Raw genomic sequence first — 19,791 nt, forward strand, 5'->3', positions numbered from 1 at the left:
GTGCATGGGGTTCTGGTCTAAGCTCTCGGCAGGCATCGATCGCATCAATCAGCTGCTGGCTAGCGCTGCTAGCATCATGATTTTATTGTCGTGCGTGGTTTCGGCAGCAAATGCCTTACTTCGATATGGTCTGGATATTAGTAATAATTGGCCGCTAGAGCTTCAGTGGTATCTCTTTAGTGCGGCTGTCATGTTAGGCGCCGCATACACCCTCAAGCGTAATGAACATGTCCGAGTGGATTTAATTTACTCACAGCTTTCTAATCGTGGTCGTCTTTGGGTTGATTTGTTTGGCTTGATTTTCTTCCTAATGCCCGCCTGCATTCTATTTACTTGGCTCTCATGGACCTCCCTCTTTTATCCTTCTTGGTTAGTTATGGAGCATTCACTCAATGCTGGGGGAATGGCACGTTATCCCATTAAATTTGTAGTGCCCTTTGGATTTTTTATGCTGAGCCTGCAAGGTCTCTCTGAAATCATCAAGCGTATCGGTGCCCTTAAGGGAGATATTGCATTGCCCCCTGAAGACCTCCATTACGAAAAGCCTACCCAATGATCCCCTTAGAGTGGATGCCTCCCTTGATGTTTGGTGGTTTGGTCCTCTTTATGTTGATTGGCTTTCCAGTGGCATTTTCTTTGATGGCTGCGGGCTTATTTTTCTCCGTAATCGCCATGAGCGAAGGTTTTTTTGGGATGTCTTTTTTACAAGCCATTCCTCAACGAATTTTTGGTAGCGTACTGGCTAATGATTTACTTTTAGCAATCCCCTTCTTCACCTTTATGGGGGCTATTCTCGAGCGCTGTGGCCTTGCAGAAGAAATGCTAGATTCTATGGGGCAGCTCTTTGGGCGCATTCGAGGGGGGCTAGGTTACTCAGTCATCATCGTTGGCTTTATCTTGGGTGCTATTACGGGCACAGTAGCTGCTCAGGTGATCGCCATGGCGATGATCTCATTACCAGTGATGATGCGTTACGGCTACAACATGCGCTACGCTACGGGCGTATTAGCGGCTTCTGGCACGATTACGCAATTAGTCCCCCCTTCATTGGTACTAATCGTTTTGGCTGATCAACTCAAAACCCAAAGCGGTAGTGCAGATGTTGGCAGCATGTATCTAGGTGCCTGGGGTCCCTCTCTTTTGCAGATTGCGCTTTTTGCGCTCTATACCTTCTTTTTGAGTCGCTTTCGTCCAGATTATTTGCCGGCAGTTCCTGAAAGTGAGCTCACCCTGAAAGGTTGGTCGCTCTGGAAAAAATGTCTCATGGGAATTATTCCCTCAGCTGTGCTGATCTTCTTGGTCTTGGGAACCATCATGACTGGTATTGCCACGCCTACCGAATCCGGAGCTATGGGTGCAATGGGTGCGCTGCTGTTAGCGTGGCTTCGAAGAGCAAGTATTCCCAATCTCAAGGGTTTAATTCAAGAAGCGTATCAAAACACCATGCGCATCACTACGATGGTTATCTTTATTCTGATCGGCTCTACTTGTTTTTCCGTCGTGTTCCAAGGGGTAGATGGCGGTCACTGGGTTGAAGAACTCTTTTCCAATTTACCGGGTGGATGGGTCGGATTTTTAATTGTTGTCAATCTCTTTATCTTTTTCTTAGCCTTCTTCTTAGACTTTTTTGAGATTGCTTTTATCGTGGTGCCCTTGCTTGCTCCGGTAGCAGTAAAGCTTCTTTCACCAGTATTGCTAGATTCTATGAATGGCAATCCTCAGGCGGCGGCTAGCGCAGCCTTAGTCTGGTTTGGTGTCATGCTGTGCGTCAATATGCAAACTTCGTTTATGCATCCACCCTTTGGTTTTGCCCTGTTTTACCTGCGAGGGGTAGCTCCCAAGGAAGTAAAGAGCAGCGACATCTATTGGGGTGCATTACCTTGGGTCGGACTACAGCTAATTATGGTCCTTGTGGTGATTGCCTTCCCCGCTCTAGTCACCACCTTACTCGACAAGCCAGCAGCAATCATCCAAAGCCAAGAATTTAATTTCACCAACGGGGAAGATAAAGCATCAGAAACATCCCCCAACAAAGGGGATGAAGATGCTCCAGTGCAGTTCCAGCTAGATAAACCTCTTAAGTAGAGGTTTACTTAATTTACCTTCTTAATTTCTTTAATGCGATTATCGTCATCAACCAAAATGACGTGGGGAACATGAGAGGGCACCTCACTATCCGGTACAGCTGCGTAAGTACAAATAATTAAGTGGTCCCCGAGATGAGCCTTTCTTGCAGCAGCACCATTTAAAGAAATTTTTCCAGAGCCACGGGGCTCCTTGATGATGTAAGTAGCGAATCGATTACCGTTATTGATATTGTAAAGTTCAATCTTTTCAAACTCACGCATATTGGCCGCATCTAAAAGATCTTCATCAATACCGCAAGAACCTTCGTAGTGAAGATCTGCTTCAGTAACAGTGGCACGATGAATCTTGGCCAGTAACATAATACGATTCATAAATCTCTCCTTAACCTACAATGTAATGTCTGGTTCTTGTCTGACGCAATCGACGTAGTATTGACTGCGTCCATCAATGTCTGCCTTCACAAGCCCATGAATATCGGTCTCAAAACCTGGGAATTTTTCATTAAAGTCCCGAGCAAAGTAGAGATAATCCACAATTCGCTTATTGAAGCGCTCGCCCGGAATCAACAATGGAATACCTGGTGGGTATGGCGTTACTAGCATCGCCGTGACACGACCATCCAATTGATCGAGCGGAACACGATCCACTTCTTTGTGCGCCATCTTAGCCCATGCCTCTGATGGCATCATTGCCGGCTCCATATCGGAGGTATACATCTCCGTAGTCATACGAGCTACATTACGGCTCTTATAAAACTCATGAATTTGCTGGCAAATATCCTTCAGACCAACACGCTCGTAACGTGGGTGCTTAGCTACAAACTCTGGCAAGACTTTCCATAAAGGAGCGTTCTTATCAAAGTGATCTTTAAATTGCTGCAACTCGGTCACTAAGGTATTCCAACGACCCTTGGTAATACCAATAGTGAACATAATGAAGAAGGAATACAAGCCACACTTCTCCACGATTACACCGTGCTCCGCCAAATACTTAGTCACAATGCTCGCTGGAATTCCCATTGAGCCAAAGTTACCTTCAATATCCAAGCCTGGAGTAACAACCGTAGCCTTGATTGGATCAAGCATGTTGAAATCTTTTGCCAGCTTGCCAAAGTCATGCCAGGAAGCAGAAGGCTCTAAGATCCAATCTGAGCGCTCACCAATGCCCTCTTCTGCTAAGTGATCTGGTCCCCAAACCTTAAACCACCAATCGGCACCAAACTTATCATCGACTTCACGCATCGCGCGGCGAAAGTCCATAGCCTCAGCAATGGATTCTTCTACTAAGGTTGTACCACCAGGAGATTCCATCATGGCAGCAGAGACATCGCAAGAAGCAATAATTGCGTATTGTGGGCTAGTTGAAGTGTGCATCAAGTAAGCCTCATTAAAGCAATCTCGATCTAGCTTATGCTCATCAGCATCTTGAACCAGAACCTGAGATGCTTGAGAAAGACCGGCAAGTAACTTATGTGTTGACTGAGTTGCAAACATCAAACTCTTTTTAGTGCGCTTACGGTCAGCGCCAATGGCATGCATATCCTTATAAAAAGGATGGAATGCAGCATGGGGTAACCAAGCTTCATCAAAGTGTAAAGAATCTACCCTACCGTCGAGCATTTCTTTAATCATCTCAACGTTGTAAATAATTCCGTCATAAGTACTTTGGGTCAAGGTCATTACACGCGGAATGACATCCTTATTTTTAATAAAGGGATTTGCATCAATCTTCTTTTTGATGTTTTTCCATTCAAACTCTTCTTTTGGAATGGGGCCAATAATCCCTAAGTGATTACGCGTTGGCATCAGGAAAATCGGAATCGCGCCCATCATGGTGATGGAGTGAATGACAGACTTATGGCAATTACGGTCCACCAGCACTACATCGCCTGGGGCAACGGTAGAGTGCCAAACAATTTTGTTTGAGGTTGACGTGCCGTTCGTTACAAAGAAAAGGTGGTCAGCATTAAAGATGCGGGCGGCATTACGCTCACTCTGGAGCACTGGGCCAGTGTGATCCAACAGTTGGCCAAGTTCTTCAACAGCATTACAGACGTCAGCACGGAGCATATTCTCACCAAAGAATTGATGAAACATACGACCTACAGGACTTTTCAAGAAAGCTACCCCGCCAGAGTGACCTGGGCAATGCCAAGAATAGGAGCCTTCAGAAGCGTAATTGGTAAGCGCGCGGAAAAAAGGTGGCGCTAATGAATCCAAGTACACCTTCGCTTCACGAATAATATGTCGTGCTACAAATTCTGGGGTGTCTTCATTCATATGAATGAAGCCATGCAATTCCCGCAAGATATCGTTTGGCATATGACGTGAGGTACGGGTCTCGCCATACAAAAAGATCGGGATATCTTCATTGCGCTTACGAACCTCAGTAATAAAGGCACGTAAATTATTTAAAGCAGGTAGATCCTCATCTTCTGAATCCGTCACAAACTCTTCATCGTCAATAGACACGATAAAGCTAGAAGCGCGAGATGCTTGTTGAGCAAAGGAAGTAAGGTCGCCATAACTAGTCAGGCCGATAACCTCCATGCCCTCTGTCTCAATCGCTTCGGCTAGATCGCGAATTCCGGAACCCGAAATATTTTCGGAACGAAAGTCCTCATCAATAATGATGATTGGGAAACGAAATTTCATAAATACTCCCCTGCTAACTTGTCCGATGTATTCGGAACCCACTTCTCAAAATTGGACAAATCAATGACTCGTCCACCATCTGGCAAAACAGTGACTATATCGACAAATGACGCATTTTGCTGGACATCTTGCGGCAAGTAAACATGTCTCGCATAAACCTGGTTAGCCAAGCTTTCGTGGTAGCCAGTAAATGTAATCAGAAGATGCCAATGTCCATCTAAAACGCCATCACCTAAAAATTCATTTAAAGGGCTTTGTGCATCCACGCTATGCATGGCAGTCCAGGTCAAGGAAAAGACAGGGCTCTCAGAGCGATGTAAAGGCAACTCTACTGAACGGCGATAGCGCTCACCTTCTGCAGTCATACTTTCTGCGATCATCCAGAGGCGCAGTTGTGCCTCAACAATATGTGAGCTGCGGTCATTAGCAACCCGAAACTTCAAGGTTTTAATACCATTGTGTTTGCCTACAACAGCGACCTTTGAGAAGCGCACACCAGCGGTGGGCCTCGTAAAGCGTGCAAATGCCAAACCCGTAGTTAACGCTGAATAGACGATGCCAAAGAAAGCCTCAAAGGTCACAATCGAGTTAGGCCAATGCCCTACTGGCGTCATGCGACCATAGCCAATCGTGGCCATTGTTTGAACACTAAAGAAAAAGACATCTAATAAAGATCCAGGTTCAGCATGGGTAATTGCACCGTCGCCACAAGCCAGGTAGGCAATAGCAAATAAAAGATTGGTACTTAAGTACACCAAGATCACTAGCAATAAAAAGCTGGTCCAACTGGTACCTAATAGCCAATGATAGAAATTGTTTTCTGGGCGTGCGGCAGCGGAACGTATTAGCGTAGCGCGATATTCATCCAGATTAATCCTAGCAGGATTACTACTGAAATGAAATTTACGCACTGCCGAAAATGGCTTAGGTCTTAGGCAGGGTTACGCCCCGCTGACCTTGATACTTGCCGCCGCGATCCTTGTAAGATGTTCCGCAGATTTCGTCACTCTCAAAGAAGAGCACTTGCGCACATCCTTCACCAGCATAAATTTTTGCCGGCAATGGGGTGGTATTGGAAAATTCTAGAGTGACATAGCCTTCCCATTCAGGCTCAAATGGAGTGACGTTCACAATGATCCCACAACGCGCATAGGTACTTTTACCAACGCAAACTGTTAGAACACTACGGGGAATCTTAAAGTACTCAACAGTCCTAGCCAAAGCAAAAGAATTTGGCGGAATAATACAAACATCCCCCCTAAAATCTACGAAGGATTGATCATCGAAATTTTTAGGATCAACAATCGTACTGTTGATGTTTGTAAAGATCTTGAATTCGTCTGCACAACGAATGTCATAGCCATAGCTTGAAGTGCCATAACTTACGATTTTGTTGCCTGCGGCGTCTTGGCGGATTTGCCCAGGCTCAAAAGGGCTGATCATGCCTTGCTCGCCCATGCGCCGGATCCAGTGGTCAGATTTAATAGTCATGCCCGAATTGTAAAACCTTCGCTAAGACATCCCCAATATTTATCCTGGGCTTTGGGTAAAAACCACTCGCTCAGCGCCGTTGTAAATCTCGAAGTGTTTTCCAGAGCAGCGGGATAGGATCGTCAGATTGGTTTGGCGAGCCAACTCCAAGCCCATCAGAGTTACTCCAGAGCGAGTCAGTAAGAAAGGAATGCCCATCTGAGCGCCCTTAATGACCATTTCCGAGGTTAAGCGACCCGTCGTAAAGAAGATCAAATCTTTGCCCGGTTTATTAGCCAGCCTCATCAAGCCAGAAATTGAGTCGACTGCATTATGACGTCCAACATCCTCAATAAAGTGGAGCATGCGAACCCCGTGCTCGCCCTGACGCTCAAAGACCGCGCAGGCATGAACCGAGCCTGACTTCTTATAAATCGAGTCATGAATCCGAATTGCATCCACCAAGGCAACGATTGCCTCCTGAGATAATTGGGGCCCATCTGGCAGTTGCATCTCCGACATCTCCTCCATCAGACCACCAAACATGGTTCCCTGACCACAACCAGTGGTAACCACGCGCTTGCTGGTCAAGGCGTCAATGTCTACCGTGCGACGATGAGTCTTTACAGCAGCAGAGTCTGTCTCCCAATCCACCTGAATGCTCTCTATATCATCGGGTGACTCTACTAAGCGCTGGTTAAGCAAATAACCTAGCACTAGGGCTTCAGGCGCACTTCCTAGGGTCATCAAGGTGACCACCTCGCGCTTATCCAAATAAATAGTTAAGGGGCGTTCTCCAGGAATATGGGTAAGCTTACTGCGTCCCGCCTCATCCAATATCTCTACCTCGTGCACCAGGGGCACGGAGGCGTGAGACATCTGAATCCTGGGTTTGCCTACCTCTACTGACATTGGGCGCCTTCTAAATAGGGTTGAACTCAATTTTATCGGTACTAATGGGGGGTTTACTTTAACCGCAGACTAAAATCATTGCTCAAGCCAGCACAATTATGGATTGAGCCTAATTTAACCTTCTTATTTAAGTCCGCTTTACATGAGCAAGCCCCAGCGTCGCCTTCTTGTCACTTCCGCCTTACCTTATGCCAATGGTCAGATCCATATAGGCCATCTGGTGGAATATATTCAGACAGATATCTGGGTTCGCTTTCAACGGATGCGCAATCATGAGGTGCACTACGTAGGCGCCGATGATACCCATGGCACCCCCATCATGTTGCGCGCAGAAAAAGAAGGTCTCACGCCAAAAGAACTGATCGCTAATGTTTGGAAAGAACATAAACGCGACTTTGATAACTTCCTGATTTCATTCGATAACTACTACACCACTGATAGCCCAGAGAATGAAAAGCTAGCGCAAAGTATTTACCTAAAGCTCCGTGATATGGGTTTAATTGAAAAGCGCGCTATTGAGCAGGCTTACGATCCTGTTAAAGAAATGTTTTTACCAGATCGCTTTATCAAAGGCGAGTGTCCTAAGTGTGGCGCCAAAGATCAATATGGTGATAACTGTGAAAAATGTGGTGCTACTTATTCGCCGACGGATTTAAAAAATCCTTTCTCAGTAGTGAGTGGTGCTACACCAATCAAAAAAATATCTGATCACTATTTCTTCAAATTATCTGATCCTCGTTGCGAAAACTTTTTACGCGAATGGACTCAAGTAAAAACACCACTTCAACCTGAAGCTCGTAACAAAATGAAAGAATGGGTTGGTGAGCCAGGAGATAGTAAATTAGGCGATTGGGATATTTCCCGTGACGCCCCTTACTTTGGCTTCGAAATTCCGGATGCCCCAGGTAAATACTTCTACGTATGGTTAGATGCGCCAATTGGTTACTACGCTAGCTTCCTCAATTACTGCCAGGCAAAAGGCCTCAATTTTGATGAGTGGGTACAGCCTGATACGACCACTGAACAATACCATTTCATTGGCAAAGATATTCTTTATTTCCATACTCTTTTTTGGCCAGCTACTCTACATTTTGCAGGTTACCGCACTCCCACAAATGTATTTGCTCATGGTTTTCTTACCGTAGATGGTGAGAAGATGAGCAAATCACGTGGCACCCTCATTTCTGCTAATAGCGTGATTGAATGTGGTTTTAATCCAGAATGGTTCCGCTATTACTTTGCTACAAAATTAAATGACAGCATGGAAGATTTAGATTTAAATCTTCAAGACTTTGTTGCACGGGTCAATAGTGATTTATTAGGTAAGTACATCAACATTGCTAGTCGCAGCGCGGGATTTTTAGTCAAACGATTTGGTGGAATCGTTTCTGATGAAGCCATGAATAATCCATTGCTAAAAGAAATTGCTGGTGCAAGTGAAAAAATTGCTGCGCTCTATGAAGGGCGCGAGTACGCAAAAGCATTGCGCTTGATCATGGAGCTTGCTGATAAGGTCAATGGTTTTGTAGATGAGAATAAGCCTTGGGAAATTGCTAAAGACCTAGTGCGTGAGGCTGACTTACAGCGCGTATGTAGCATTACCCTCGAAGCATTCAGAATGCTCAGCCTTTACCTCAAACCCGTCATTCCGCAAGTTGCTGTCGGTGTAGAGGAATTTTTAGCCTTAGCGCCAATGAATTGGAGCGATATTGCCACTCCGCTTTCTAGCAAGAATCCGATCAATACCTACAAACACCTTATGACTCGAGTCGAAGCCCCACAAATTGACGCTTTGCTGGCTGCAAACTTGTAAAAAAGGGCCTAAAAAGCACCTATAATGGTGCCTGTAGTCCCCAGATAACTTTTGGAATTAAATATCATAAGTTATTGAATTAATTGAGTATTTTAGGAAATGTCATGGCTAGATACCAGTCTGAATTCACCCAGTTCTTAAGCGAACTGAAAACCGAGAAGCCAAATCTCGAAGCCGACCAACAAGCTGGTCGTGCCCTGCTTTGGGATAAAGAACCATTAAGTGTTGAAGATCAGCGTCGCGCAAAAGTCGCCAAATTAAAACAACGCTCTTACGTCTACTCGAATGACTGACCCGATTAATCAGCCATTACCCCAATTACTAGATAGCACCCCAGGAGTTACCGATGGGATGTCATCGGCTTTCGCCAAGCTGTATGGCGAACCCCTCTTTAAGCTTCCTACTGATCTTTATATTCCGCCAGATGCGCTAGAAGTTTTTCTAGAGGCATTCGAAGGCCCCTTAGATCTTTTGCTGTACCTTATTCGTAAACAGAATTTCAACGTTCTTGATATTCCAATGGCGCAGGTTACTCAACAGTACCTCAGTTATATCGATCAAATTCGCCATACCAATCTTGAGCTTGCTGCCGAGTACTTATTAATGGCTGCGATGTTAATTGAAATTAAGTCTCGCATGCTGCTGCCAATGAAGAAAGCAGATAGCGAAGAAGAAGTGGAAGATCCACGCGCAGAATTGGTTCGTCGCTTACTTGAATACGAGCGTATGAAGCTTGCTGCACAAGAACTTGATCAGATACCTCAGCATGGTCGGGACTTTCAGATCGCTCATGGCTATGTAGACACTACGGTTGCTATCTCATGGCCAGAAGTTAACCTTGATGATTTACAGATGGCTTGGCGTGATGTCTTACATCGTGCCAAACTCAATCAACACCACACAATAACTCGTGAAGAATTATCTGTTCGTGACTTTATGACTCGCATATTGCGTCGTCTACAAAGCACTAAATTTGTGGAGTTTGGTGAGTTATTTGAAGAGGCTATTAATTCCGGTAAAGGCATATCTATAGTGATTGTTAACTTTATCGCGATGTTAGAACTCTCCCGCGAAGCCTTAGTCGAAATTACTCAAGCTGAGCCCTATGCACCAATCTACGTTCGCCTAGCTTACACACCTGTTGCATGAAAATTATTAGCGATATTCAAGAATTACGCGACCATCTCCGCGGTCAAAACCGCGCATCATTTGTTCCGACGATGGGTAATTTGCATGAAGGTCATTTGTCACTCATGCGCCTTGCTAGGCAGCACGGCGATCCTGTAGTTGCTAGTATTTTTGTCAATCGCTTGCAATTTGGTCCAAATGAAGACTTTGATAGTTATCCACGCACGATGCAAGATGATATTGAAAAGCTTGAGCGCGAAGGAGTCTATATTTTGTTCGCCCCTACCGAGCATATTCTCTACCCTCAACCGCAGGAATACCGTGTAGACCCCCCACATCAATTGGGCGACATTTTAGAGGGTGAGTTTCGTCCAGGATTTTTCAAAGGGGTATGTACCGTTGTCTTGAAGCTCTTTTCCTGCGTGCAACCTAAGGTGGCCATATTTGGTAAGAAAGATTACCAGCAATTAATGATCATTCGTCAAATGGCCAAACAATTTGCTCTACCGGTAGATATTATTCCGGGTGAAACCATTCGTGCAGAGGATGGCTTAGCACTCTCATCACGCAATAGTTATTTATCTACACAAGAGCGTGCTGAAGCACCTGAATTACAAAGAGTGCTAAAGGTAGCTCGTGATCAAGTTCTTGAACTTAAAGAACGCAACACCCAGTCACTCTCAGAAATTGAGAAGAAAGCAGTTGCCACACTTGTTGGAAGGGGATGGAAACCGGATTACATTGCCATTCGGCAGCAAAGTGACTTGGCACCAGCCACCGATGCAAGCTTGGAAGCTGGTGAGCCGCTTGTTATTCTGACGGCAGCCAAGCTTGGCAAAACACGATTGATTGATAACCTAGAGATTTAATCTCTACAGATCAATAGCGGTCTATCCACCATTAAATATTTTCTGCACATTTAGCAGCGGTATGGGTTGAATTGAATTAGGCCCTCTATACGGTGAGTAATGTAATGCAATCGTTGCGGCCGTTAACCAAGCCGACATCAAGAAAAGGGTGAGGCTAATGATGGCAGAAGTCTTATTTGCACGATGGATTGCCGTAGTGGTTAATGCGGCTTCAAAAGCCAAGCCTAAGCATAAATACCAGCGTATAGGGCTACTATCGAGCTGCCCTAATTGGATGCGTTTATTGTGTGCATTTGAAAGGGCCAATAAATTATCAACATAACTCTTTCCCAGTAAAGGTGACACGCAATATTTAGTATCTTGTGAATTTGGTGCGCAAATAAAATCAGGGGAATAAATAATGCCCATCATTTTTTTAATCATTTGATTAATTTTTGGGGATGCAACCTGATTAAGACTGCCAGCCCATTCTTCATTAAGAGATACATCTAGGTACTCTTTTAGCAAACCTCGAATTTCTTGCTGCTTTTCATTATTGGCATCTGGGGCATTGAGCATATTCTCAATAGAAGACACTTCAATGGCTAAAGTCTGCTTTGAATCTTCTAAGCGTGAAAATTGATGCAGAGAAATAAAGCCCACCATGAAAAAGAATGCAATGGCTGGCAGGGATACAAATGGCCCAGAAATTGGCTGGTTAGCAAGTGGCGAAAAAATTTCAAATGAAAAAATAATCTTATAAGCGAGCAACCCAATCAATATGATTAATAGCGTAACCGGCAGAATGGGTCCATAAGCGTATTGGGTAATGAGGTCTGTCATTTATCTACCTAATGTCACGAGGTTAATCACCTGATAGCTAGCACTATAACAAGTTGCTCGCTTCTAGTTGTCCTTGAATGATCTTTCTTAAGGCACCTAAAAATCATATCATGCCAGATCAGGGATCTCTTTTTAGACTAGCGAAGAGGAATATCGAGTATTAACAGAATGTATTAAATTTGTGCAGATTTTGGAAAATTGCTCAGAATTTAAGCAAATACTTAATCTAAATGACTTAATTTAGTTAGAGAATCACAAAATTGTAAATTTTGGTAAATTACTAAAAATTCAATTTAAATTACTTCACAAACTAAAACGGAGAACAGCATGGTTTACCTCATTAATCACTCGCCACCTTGGTTGCTTTTAATTCTATTTTCAGTGTTAACCATTGTTGCTATGTTGATTTTGCATAAAATCGTTCGATCATTGCTAGATAAATATGCGCCGGGATACAAAGATACTCTCGCCCTTAACATTCATACTTCTGTATCCACTTTACTGGCTCTGATTGTGGCCTTTTCCTTAGTACAGGCTGTTTCCACTTACAGACAGGCGGAACACATTGTTCGTCAAGAAGCCGTCAGAATTAATAATTTAGATCGCCTATTAACCCGCTATGGAAATCCCGAAGCAACTGATCCAATTCGCATTGCTCTAAGGGAATATGCGCAATCGATTGTCGCCGATGAGTGGCCCGAAATGGATGAGGGGCACCATAGTGCTAAAACTGAAGCGCTATTTAAGCCAGTTTCAAAAGGCGTCATTGAAATGAAGCCTTCAAGTCCACGCGAGAATTCCATCTACAACGAGATGCTCAAGCTAGCCGATTCTTTAGCTGACTCGCGTAATGATCGTATAGATGCAGCTGAGTTTGCCATTCCGAACATATTCTGGATGATTATCATCCTCATGTTATTAGCAAAAACTGTTTTATCTGCCTTTGCAGAACGTACAAGAACTGCAGATATTGTTATTGGCGCTCAAATGGCCTGTTTTGCTGCATTGCTATGCTTAACCTTTAGCTTCGATGAACCCCTTAAAGGTGAAGCCGGAATTAAACCAGTACCCATTATTGAAGTCATTGATGTTATTAGTAAAAGAACCAGTTAATTCTGAAATTCAAAACCTTAAAGGCGCTTTATGTCTCATTGGCTTTATACCCAACCCCCTATAGCTTTATTTATTATTGGCCTGATTGCATCAATTGCCTTGATGTACTTCATGGCATTCTTGCTTAAAAAAACGCCTATCCTAAATGGTATTTCCGATCATGAAAAAGAGTTTTTGATTGCTATCCAGTCTGGCTTAGTGGCATTGAGTGCGATTGTTTTGAGCTTTTCTTTGGTGCTGGTCATTACTAATTATGATCATGCAGATCAGAATGTAGCATCTGAAGCTGCACGCATTAATGATGTTGATCGTCTGCTACATCAATATGGAGATCCACGGTTAAATCCCATACGCGCCGATTTAAAGACATATGCTCAATCCATTCTAGATGATGAATGGCCTAAACTTCAGATACAACAAGAGGGTGTTGAAACTGCTAATTTATTTGCAGTTGTTGCTGACAAGATTGGCCAAATTAATCCTACTACCCCGCGTGAAACTGTCATTTATAGTGAACTACTCAAAAAATTAGATGAGTCAATTGAAATGCGTGAGATACGTCTAGAAGGCTCGCACATTGGTTTACATGGAATTTATTGGGTCGTCAATATTGCCATTCTATTTGGCGTGCTCTTCATGTCAGCGCTTGGATTAATTTTAAATAAATGGCTCACTGCAATTGGCATTAGTCTAGAGTTAGCTGCCTTGGTCGGCCTGATGACGCTAGTGTTTATATGCGATCATCCATTTGAGGGAACGGTCTCCATTAAATCAGATCCTATTGCTGGTGCCGTTAAGGCAATAGACAGTCGTAAATAGCGATCTCTTAAGGAAGCACAAAAAGAAAATACCAACCCTAGGGTTGGTATTTATTTTATCCAAATTCATTGACTACGGTGCTACTTATTTGAATATAGCGATTCTATAAAACGAAAAATTGCCCAACTTGTATATTGAGCTCTTTAGCCAATTCAGCGCCACTCACCTTACTGGTGGCACCTTTAGCTTTGAGGACTTCAATCTGTCCGCCATGACAGGCGACAAAGAAAGAATCTAGGGTAATTTGGGTTACTTCGCCTGGCTTACCTTTAACGGCGCCAAAGGTGGCGACAACATGCTTGTGGCAATCATAGATCTGCACCTTCTGTTCGCCAAACTTGGTCCAAGCACCAGGTGCTGGATTGCATGCACGAATCTGATTGTAAGTTTGGCCAATATGGCTTGCCCAATGAATTTGCGCTGCATTGATATCAAACCAACCTTCATAATTGGCATGTGACTCATTTTGAATAACTTCTTGATGCTTACCTGCCACCACCAAATCAGCAGCCTCTAATAAAGCTTTGATACCAATCGGAAATAGGTGATCAAAATAAATCTTGCCTAAGGTGTCATCAGGTCCAATAGCTACCTCTTTTTGCAAAATGACTGCGCCCTCATCAAGCCCATCAGAAGGACGGAAAATGGTAAGGCCAGTTGTTTCTTCACCCAAGGCGATGGCCCAGTTAATTGCGCTTGGACCACGATACTTTGGCAGTAAAGAGGGGTGATATTGAATGGTGCCGTGTTTTGGGATCTTGACTAATTCTTGGGGTACAAATTGCAGCACGTACGCCATGACACAAATGTCGGCATTGCAATCGATCATGGCCTGAGAAGCTTCTGGGCCCTTGAGCGAGGCAAATTGCAAGGGTTTTAGCCCCTTTGTAATTGCTGCCTCTTTCAGTACTTCAGGTTTGCTTGACTTTGGATTATCAGGAGGACAGAAAACAGCAACCACTTCATCACCGCGATCCAAGAATGCCTCTAAAGCTGCTTTACCAAAATCTGCACTTCCAATTAGCGCTACTCGCATCTTAAATAACCTTATCGTGACGAAGCGATATCAAATCATCAGTCGTATAACCTAACTCGCTGAGAATCTCATCCGTATGCTCACCAAGCAATGGAGAACGCTCAACATCTGTTGGGCTATCCGATAATTTAATGGGGTTGCCAACAGTAAGATACTTTCCACGAATTGGATGATCTACTTCAACAACGGTACCAGTCTTTCGTAGGGATGGCTCTTCAGCAATCTCTTTCATCGACAGAATTGGGCCACATGGAATATCGTACTTATTCAAGATATCCATGACCTCAAATTTATTCTTTGTCATGGTCCATTTTTCAATCTCACCAAAGATTTCCATCAAATGGGGTAAACGGGCCATCGGCGATGCAAAACGCACATCGGTAATCCAATCTTCACGGTTAATCACTTTGCATACCGCCTCCCAAACAGGAGCCTGCACAATGACATACATATAAGCGTTTGGATCAGTTTCCCAGCCCTTACACTTCACAATCCAGCCCGGCTGACCACCACCAGAGGCATTACCAGCACGGGGGACAGCCTCTCCAAATTCTCCATTTGGATACTGCGGATATTCCTGCATTACGCCAACGCGCTCTAAGCGCTGCTGATCACGCAATTTCACGCGGCATAAATTTAAGACTGCATCTTGCATGGCTGCCAATACTTTTTGACCACGTCCAGAGTGGGTTCGCTGGTAGAGCGCAGTCACAATACCCAAGGCTAAATGTAAACCAGTGCCGCTATCACCAATCTGCGCACCAGTTACCATGGGAGGGCCATCATCAAAACCAGTAGTAGATGCTGAGCCGCCGGCACATTGCGCTACGTTCTCATACACTTTGCAATCTTCATAAGGGCCAGGACCAAAGCCTTTGACTGAAGCCATGATCATCATTGGATTGAGCTCTTGAATACGTTCCCAAGAAAAGCCCATGCGATCGAGCGCACCAGGAGCAAAGTTCTCAACGAGCACATCGCACTCTTTAATGAGGCGCTCTAAAATCTCTTTACCCTTAGCGGTTTTGGTATTGACCGTAATCGAGCGCTTGTTGTGATTAAGCATCGTGAAATACAAGCTATCCGCATCTGGGATGTCACGCAGTTGACCACGTGTTGCATCGCCCTCGCCAGACTTTTCTACTTTGATCACATCTGCACCAAACCAAGCTAATAACTGCGTACAGGTTGGACCTGATTGAACGTGCGTAAAGTCGAGGACCTTGACCCCTTCTAGTGCTTTTGCCATGATTTAAATCCCAATAAAAATAAATTTTTTAATTAAGACAATTTTACCAGCGGGAATTGCGGCATTGAATCTGTGCCTAATTATTGGGCACAGACCCTTATAAGCGCTCCTAGAGGCTCGTTTTTTCAGTATTTGGTGGGTTTTCAAGCTCAGCAAGGCGCTTTTTTAAGGCTCGTTCCTCGGCAAAACGCTGCGTTTCATCACGAATTATCGCCACCACTCCATTGGCCTTGTGGTTTTGGTCAAAAAGCATCCCTACAGTAAAGGCAATGGAAAGCGTGCTGCCGTCCTTATGCCTAGCAGGAACCCTCAAGATTGATTCGCCATAGCGAGTGGTCCCTGTCTCCATTGACTTACTAAAACCATGATTATGTCTTTGACGCTGACGGTCGGGCACGATGAAATCCAAAGTATTGGCCATAGCCTCTGTCTCTGAATACCCAAAAATGCGAGTAGCTCCTGCATTCCACAGCACAATCTTTTCATTAGCATCGGCGACTACCACGGCATCGCCAATAGATTCTGCTAAGTGATTTAAATCGACATTTGTATTCATATATGCAGTCTACAGAAATTTTGATTACAAAGAAGGTAGTGCAGAAATAAAAAGGCGCCCACTAGGAGCGCCTTTCAATAGCAGTAATACTCTTCTGTTACTACACTGCTTTAGCGGTATGCAACTTCGCAATATCGTCAGCGCTATAACCCAGATCAGCCAACACTTCATCAGTATGTTCACCCAACACAGGAGATGGCTTCACTTCGATTTCTAAATCAGAGAACTTGATTGGGCTACCGATAGTCAAATACTTGCCACGAACTTTGTGGTCAACTTCAACAATCGAACCACTCTTACGCAAGTCAGGTGATGCAGCCAATTCTTTCATGGAGAGAACTGGGGCACATGGGATATCGAACTTGCGGAGGATGTCCACAGCTTCGTACTTCGTTTTATCTTTCAGCCAGTCCTCAATCACAGCAAAGATGTCAAAAATCTTATCTTGACGAGCTTCTGGAGTCATGTACGCTGGATCGGTTGCCCACTCAGGTCTACCCAAAGCTTTGGTAATTGGCTCCCAAGCATGCCCTTGAATTGTGAAGTAGATATAAGCATTTGGATCTGTTTCCCAGCCCTTACACTTTAAAACCCAGCCTGGCTGACCGCCACCACCAGCATTACCGCCACGTGGAACTACATCGGTGAATGTACCGTGTGGGTACTGTGGGTACTCTTCTAAGTAACCAATCTTGTCTAAACGCTGTTGATCGCGCAACTTCACACGGCACAAGTTCAATACAGCATCTTGCATTGAGCAAGATACTTTTTGACCTTTACCAGTTTTTTCACGTTGCATCAAAGCAGTCAAAATACCAATCGCTAAGTGCATGCCAGTATTAGAGTCGCCCAAAGCAGCTGCAGAAACAGTAGGAGGACCATCCCAGAAGCCAGTAGTAGAAGCAGCGCCACCAGCACACTGAGCAACGTTCTCATACACTTTCAAATCTTCATATGAGTGGCCATCACTAAAGCCTTTTACAGAAGCCATGATCATTTTTGGGTTCAATTCTTGAATACGCTTCCAAGAAAAGCCCATGCGATCCAATGCGCCTGGGCCAAAGTTCTCAACCATGACATCAGATGTTTTGATCATCTTTTCCAAAACTTCTTTACCTTCGGCAGTCTTGGTATCCAATGTCAAAGAACGCTTATTACCATTCAGCATGGTGAAATACAAAGCATCAGCGCCTGGGATGTCACGCAATTGGCTACGAGTAACGTCACCTGAACCTGGACGCTCTACTTTAATTACGTCAGCACCGTACCAAGCCAAAAGCTGGGTACATGCAGGACCTGCTTGCACATGGGTGAAGTCAATAATGCGAATACCGTCTAATGGTTTAGTCATGTTTGTTTCTCCTTGAATGTTTCTTATTTATTGCTCAATTGAATCAAAAAAATATTAACTTTTTATTACCGTTCTTAAATATTCAGAATCTTATTTCTTAGAAGCTGCAGTAGATGGGTTCAAATTGGTTAAACGTCCACTCTCAGTTCCTGCGGTTTCATCAATCACTGCATTGATGAGAGCTGGCTTACCAGCAGCAATCGCCTCTGTTAACGCGGCTTCTAATTCTGCTGGAGTAGTGACGTAGTAGCCCACTCCACCAAATGCTTCAATCATCTTGTCGTAACGTGCATTTTTTACAAATACCGTTGGGGCAACATCAGCGCCACCAGTAGGATTTTTGTCAGTCCCGCGATAGACACCATTGTTATTAAATACAACCGTAGTAATTGGCAAGTTGTAACGACAAATTGTTTCGAGCTCCATGCCGCTAAAGCCAAAAGCGCTATCGCCTTCTATAGCTACTGTAGGCAAGCCACTGGTAACGCTTGCGCCAATGGCATAGCCCATTCCAATGCCCATGATGCCCCAAGTACCGGAGTCAAAACGTTTACGAGGCTTATACATATCAACAATTGCACGGCAATAATCAAGCGTATTAGCACCTTCGTTGACCAAGTTCACATCTGGATTCTTCTTAATCACATCACGAATCACGCGCAATGCGCCATGGAAGTTCATTGGATTAGCTTCTTTGGCAAGTGTTTCAGCCATCTTCGCTGTGTTCTTATCTTTCTTCTCGGTAATAGCAGCAATCCACTCAGCGCTTGGCTTAGGAACAGCAGCAATGCCTTTTAAGAGTTCGCCAACACAAGAACCAATATCACCAATCAAAGGTGCATCAATTTGAACGTTGCTATCCACTTCATTCGCTTGAATATCGATTTGGATAAATTTCTTAGGATCTTTTCCCCAAGTTTTACCCTTACCGTGTGCAAGTAACCAGTTCAGACGAGCACCAACCAACATGACGGCATCCGCCTCAGCGAGTACGAATGAACGTGCTGCAGAAGCAGACTGTGGATGATTGTCAGGTAACAGACCTTTTGCCATCGACATTGGCAAATAAGGAATGCCAGATTTCTCGATCAAATCACGAATCTCTTTATCAGCTTGAGCATAAGCAGCGCCTTTACCCAAAAGAATCAATGGACGCTTGGCGCCCTTCAAGACATTTAAGGCGCGCTCTACAGCATCAGCCGCCGGGATCTGACGTGGAACTGGATCGATTACCTTGAAGATGGATTTCTTCGCTTCTTCAACAGGCATTGTTTGCGCCAACAACTGTGCTGGTAAATCTAAATACACACCACCTGGGCGGCCAGATACCGCAGCACGAATTGCACGAGCAAAGCCAATGCCAATATCTTCAATATGATTAATACGATAGGCTGCTTTGCAATAGGGTTTCGCTGCATTGAGCTGGTCCATCTCTTCGTAATCACCCTGTTGCAAATCAACGATCTCACGCTCACTAGAACCGCTAATCAAAATCATTGGGAAGCAATTGACGGTCGCATTAGCAAGGGCTGTTAAACCATTTAAGAATCCAGGTGCAGAAACTGTCATGCAAATACCTGGCTTCTGTGTCATATAACCAGCGATCGCAGCTGCATTACCCGCATGCTGCTCGTGACGGAAACCAATGAAACGCAATCCTTCAGCTTGAGCCAAACGACATAAATCGGTAATAGGAATTCCAACGAGGCCAAAAATAGTATTGAGGTCGTTTGCCTTGAGGGCATCAATGACAAGATGAAAGCCATCAGTCAATTGTGTGTTTTGATTATCTGTAGTCATAGAAATTTTTTAAAATTACAAAGAGTGTGTAAATGTCGCAAGCACTGTAATTTCGCTTTCGCTATTTGTCTCCAAGTGAGTTAATTAAGGCGCACTGAGTTTTGACCCAGC

Annotated in this window: 19 protein-coding genes; 8 read left to right on the plus strand and 11 right to left on the minus strand. The window is 44.3% G+C overall.

Features of this window, described 5'->3' with window-relative positions; translation table 11 throughout:
• The first annotated feature begins 4 nt into the window (after positions 1-4).
• Together ICN38_RS06110 and ICN38_RS06115 are read left to right on the plus strand one after the other, a co-directional pair.
• Complete coding sequence (locus ICN38_RS06110; RefSeq protein WP_216256163.1) at positions 5-556, plus strand: TRAP transporter small permease subunit; 552 nt, start codon at positions 5-7, stop codon at positions 554-556.
• Positions 553-2,085: a TRAP transporter large permease subunit gene (locus tag ICN38_RS06115; RefSeq protein ID WP_216256164.1), complete on the plus strand. Its 1,533-nt coding sequence runs from the start codon at positions 553-555 to the stop codon at positions 2,083-2,085. The genes ICN38_RS06110 and ICN38_RS06115 overlap by 4 nt, the downstream gene beginning before the upstream one ends.
• 8 nt (positions 2,086-2,093) lie before the next feature.
• Here the strand turns inward: ICN38_RS06115 and panD are convergent, their stop codons facing one another.
• The 5 genes from panD to ICN38_RS06140 are packed head-to-tail and all read right to left on the minus strand — an operon-like array spanning position 2,094 to position 7,124.
• Positions 2,094-2,459: an aspartate 1-decarboxylase gene (gene panD / locus ICN38_RS06120; RefSeq protein WP_216256165.1), complete on the minus strand. Its 366-nt coding sequence runs from the start codon at positions 2,457-2,459 to the stop codon at positions 2,094-2,096.
• Between the two features lie 15 nt (positions 2,460-2,474).
• Positions 2,475-4,742 carry an arginine/lysine/ornithine decarboxylase gene (locus tag ICN38_RS06125; RefSeq protein ID WP_216256166.1) on the minus strand — a complete coding sequence of 756 codons (2,268 nt, stop codon included), beginning with the start codon at positions 4,740-4,742 and terminating at the stop codon, positions 2,475-2,477.
• Positions 4,739-5,653 (minus strand): ion channel, encoded by a 915-nt coding sequence (locus tag ICN38_RS06130; RefSeq protein ID WP_216256167.1) that lies wholly within the window; start codon positions 5,651-5,653, stop codon positions 4,739-4,741. The genes ICN38_RS06125 and ICN38_RS06130 overlap by 4 nt, the downstream gene beginning before the upstream one ends.
• 13 nt (positions 5,654-5,666) lie before the next feature.
• Positions 5,667-6,233, minus strand: coding sequence for a dCTP deaminase (gene dcd, locus ICN38_RS06135; RefSeq protein ID WP_216256168.1), 567 nt, complete (start codon positions 6,231-6,233; stop codon positions 5,667-5,669).
• 39 nt (positions 6,234-6,272) lie between these two features.
• Positions 6,273-7,124, minus strand: a complete 852-nt coding sequence (locus tag ICN38_RS06140) for a formate dehydrogenase accessory sulfurtransferase FdhD (RefSeq protein WP_216256169.1) — start codon at positions 7,122-7,124, stop codon at positions 6,273-6,275.
• 142 nt (positions 7,125-7,266) lie between these two features.
• On the opposite strand from ICN38_RS06140, the gene metG reads away from it, so the two are divergent.
• The 4 genes from metG to panC all read left to right on the plus strand — a co-directional run bounded on the left by metG (position 7,267) and on the right by panC (position 10,934).
• On the plus strand, positions 7,267-8,937 hold the full coding sequence (gene metG / locus ICN38_RS06145) for a methionine--tRNA ligase (RefSeq protein ID WP_216256170.1): 1,671 nt from the start codon (positions 7,267-7,269) through the stop codon (positions 8,935-8,937).
• 104 nt (positions 8,938-9,041) lie between these two features.
• On the plus strand, positions 9,042-9,230 hold the full coding sequence (locus tag ICN38_RS06150; protein ID WP_216256171.1) for a DUF3460 family protein: 189 nt from the start codon (positions 9,042-9,044) through the stop codon (positions 9,228-9,230).
• Entirely contained in the window at positions 9,223-10,086 is an 864-nt protein-coding gene (locus tag ICN38_RS06155) for a ScpA family protein (protein ID WP_216256172.1), read from the plus strand. The genes ICN38_RS06150 and ICN38_RS06155 overlap by 8 nt, the downstream gene beginning before the upstream one ends.
• Positions 10,083-10,934, plus strand: coding sequence for a pantoate--beta-alanine ligase (gene panC, locus ICN38_RS06160; protein ID WP_216256173.1), 852 nt, complete (start codon positions 10,083-10,085; stop codon positions 10,932-10,934). Before ICN38_RS06155 ends, panC begins: the two co-directional genes overlap by 4 nt.
• A gap of 21 nt (positions 10,935-10,955) precedes the next feature.
• Here panC and ICN38_RS06165 read toward each other — a convergent pair whose 3' ends face one another.
• Positions 10,956-11,756: a hypothetical protein gene (locus ICN38_RS06165; RefSeq protein ID WP_216256174.1), complete on the minus strand. Its 801-nt coding sequence runs from the start codon at positions 11,754-11,756 to the stop codon at positions 10,956-10,958.
• A gap of 327 nt (positions 11,757-12,083) precedes the next feature.
• Here ICN38_RS06165 and ICN38_RS06170 point away from each other — a divergent pair, with 327 nt between their 5' ends.
• Positions 12,084-12,869, plus strand: a complete 786-nt coding sequence (locus ICN38_RS06170; RefSeq protein ID WP_216256175.1) for a DUF4239 domain-containing protein — start codon at positions 12,084-12,086, stop codon at positions 12,867-12,869.
• A 30-nt stretch (positions 12,870-12,899) separates the two neighbouring features.
• Positions 12,900-13,688, plus strand: coding sequence for a DUF4239 domain-containing protein (locus tag ICN38_RS06175; RefSeq protein ID WP_216256176.1), 789 nt, complete (start codon positions 12,900-12,902; stop codon positions 13,686-13,688).
• Between the two features lie 103 nt (positions 13,689-13,791).
• On the opposite strand, the gene ICN38_RS06180 is transcribed toward ICN38_RS06175, so the two are convergent.
• The 5 genes from ICN38_RS06180 to oxc all read right to left on the minus strand — a co-directional run bounded on the left by ICN38_RS06180 (position 13,792) and on the right by oxc (position 19,680).
• Positions 13,792-14,724: a methionyl-tRNA formyltransferase gene (locus ICN38_RS06180; protein WP_216256177.1), complete on the minus strand. Its 933-nt coding sequence runs from the start codon at positions 14,722-14,724 to the stop codon at positions 13,792-13,794.
• A gap of 1 nt (position 14,725) precedes the next feature.
• Entirely contained in the window at positions 14,726-15,973 is a 1,248-nt protein-coding gene (gene frc / locus ICN38_RS06185) for a formyl-CoA transferase (protein ID WP_216256178.1), read from the minus strand.
• 109 nt (positions 15,974-16,082) lie between these two features.
• Positions 16,083-16,529 (minus strand): PAS domain S-box protein, encoded by a 447-nt coding sequence (locus ICN38_RS06190; RefSeq protein WP_216256179.1) that lies wholly within the window; start codon positions 16,527-16,529, stop codon positions 16,083-16,085.
• A 100-nt stretch (positions 16,530-16,629) separates the two neighbouring features.
• Positions 16,630-17,880: a formyl-CoA transferase gene (gene frc / locus ICN38_RS06195; RefSeq protein ID WP_216256180.1), complete on the minus strand. Its 1,251-nt coding sequence runs from the start codon at positions 17,878-17,880 to the stop codon at positions 16,630-16,632.
• A gap of 90 nt (positions 17,881-17,970) precedes the next feature.
• Entirely contained in the window at positions 17,971-19,680 is a 1,710-nt protein-coding gene (oxc, locus tag ICN38_RS06200) for an oxalyl-CoA decarboxylase (RefSeq protein WP_216256181.1), read from the minus strand.
• Positions 19,681-19,791: the final 111 nt, after the last annotated feature.

It is taken from the genome of Polynucleobacter sp. AP-Melu-500A-A1, assembly GCF_018882125.1.
Lineage (GTDB): Bacteria > Pseudomonadota > Gammaproteobacteria > Burkholderiales > Burkholderiaceae > Polynucleobacter.

Bases quoted from the DNA above. Each gene is read 5' to 3' on its own strand.
- panC (WP_216256173.1), top strand. From the start codon at position 10,083: ATGAAAATTATTAGCGATATTCAAGAATTACGCGACCATCTCCGCGGT.
- ICN38_RS06180 (WP_216256177.1), bottom strand. From the start codon at position 14,724: ATGCGAGTAGCGCTAATTGGAAGTGCAGATTTTGGTAAAGCAGCTTTA.
- ICN38_RS06150 (WP_216256171.1), top strand. From the start codon at position 9,042: ATGGCTAGATACCAGTCTGAATTCACCCAGTTCTTAAGCGAACTGAAA.
- ICN38_RS06155 (WP_216256172.1), top strand. From the start codon at position 9,223: ATGACTGACCCGATTAATCAGCCATTACCCCAATTACTAGATAGCACC.
- frc (WP_216256178.1), bottom strand. From the start codon at position 15,973: ATGGCAAAAGCACTAGAAGGGGTCAAGGTCCTCGACTTTACGCACGTT.
- dcd (WP_216256168.1), bottom strand. From the start codon at position 6,233: ATGACTATTAAATCTGACCACTGGATCCGGCGCATGGGCGAGCAAGGC.
- panD (WP_216256165.1), bottom strand. From the start codon at position 2,459: ATGAATCGTATTATGTTACTGGCCAAGATTCATCGTGCCACTGTTACT.
- ICN38_RS06175 (WP_216256176.1), top strand. From the start codon at position 12,900: ATGTCTCATTGGCTTTATACCCAACCCCCTATAGCTTTATTTATTATT.
- ICN38_RS06110 (WP_216256163.1), top strand. From the start codon at position 5: ATGGGGTTCTGGTCTAAGCTCTCGGCAGGCATCGATCGCATCAATCAG.
- ICN38_RS06165 (WP_216256174.1), bottom strand. From the start codon at position 11,756: ATGACAGACCTCATTACCCAATACGCTTATGGACCCATTCTGCCGGTT.
- oxc (WP_216256181.1), bottom strand. From the start codon at position 19,680: ATGACTACAGATAATCAAAACACACAATTGACTGATGGCTTTCATCTT.
- ICN38_RS06190 (WP_216256179.1), bottom strand. From the start codon at position 16,529: ATGAATACAAATGTCGATTTAAATCACTTAGCAGAATCTATTGGCGAT.
- ICN38_RS06115 (WP_216256164.1), top strand. From the start codon at position 553: ATGATCCCCTTAGAGTGGATGCCTCCCTTGATGTTTGGTGGTTTGGTC.
- ICN38_RS06125 (WP_216256166.1), bottom strand. From the start codon at position 4,742: ATGAAATTTCGTTTCCCAATCATCATTATTGATGAGGACTTTCGTTCC.
- ICN38_RS06140 (WP_216256169.1), bottom strand. From the start codon at position 7,124: ATGTCAGTAGAGGTAGGCAAACCCAGGATTCAGATGTCTCACGCCTCC.
- ICN38_RS06170 (WP_216256175.1), top strand. From the start codon at position 12,084: ATGGTTTACCTCATTAATCACTCGCCACCTTGGTTGCTTTTAATTCTA.
- frc (WP_216256180.1), bottom strand. From the start codon at position 17,880: ATGACTAAACCATTAGACGGTATTCGCATTATTGACTTCACCCATGTG.
- metG (WP_216256170.1), top strand. From the start codon at position 7,267: ATGAGCAAGCCCCAGCGTCGCCTTCTTGTCACTTCCGCCTTACCTTAT.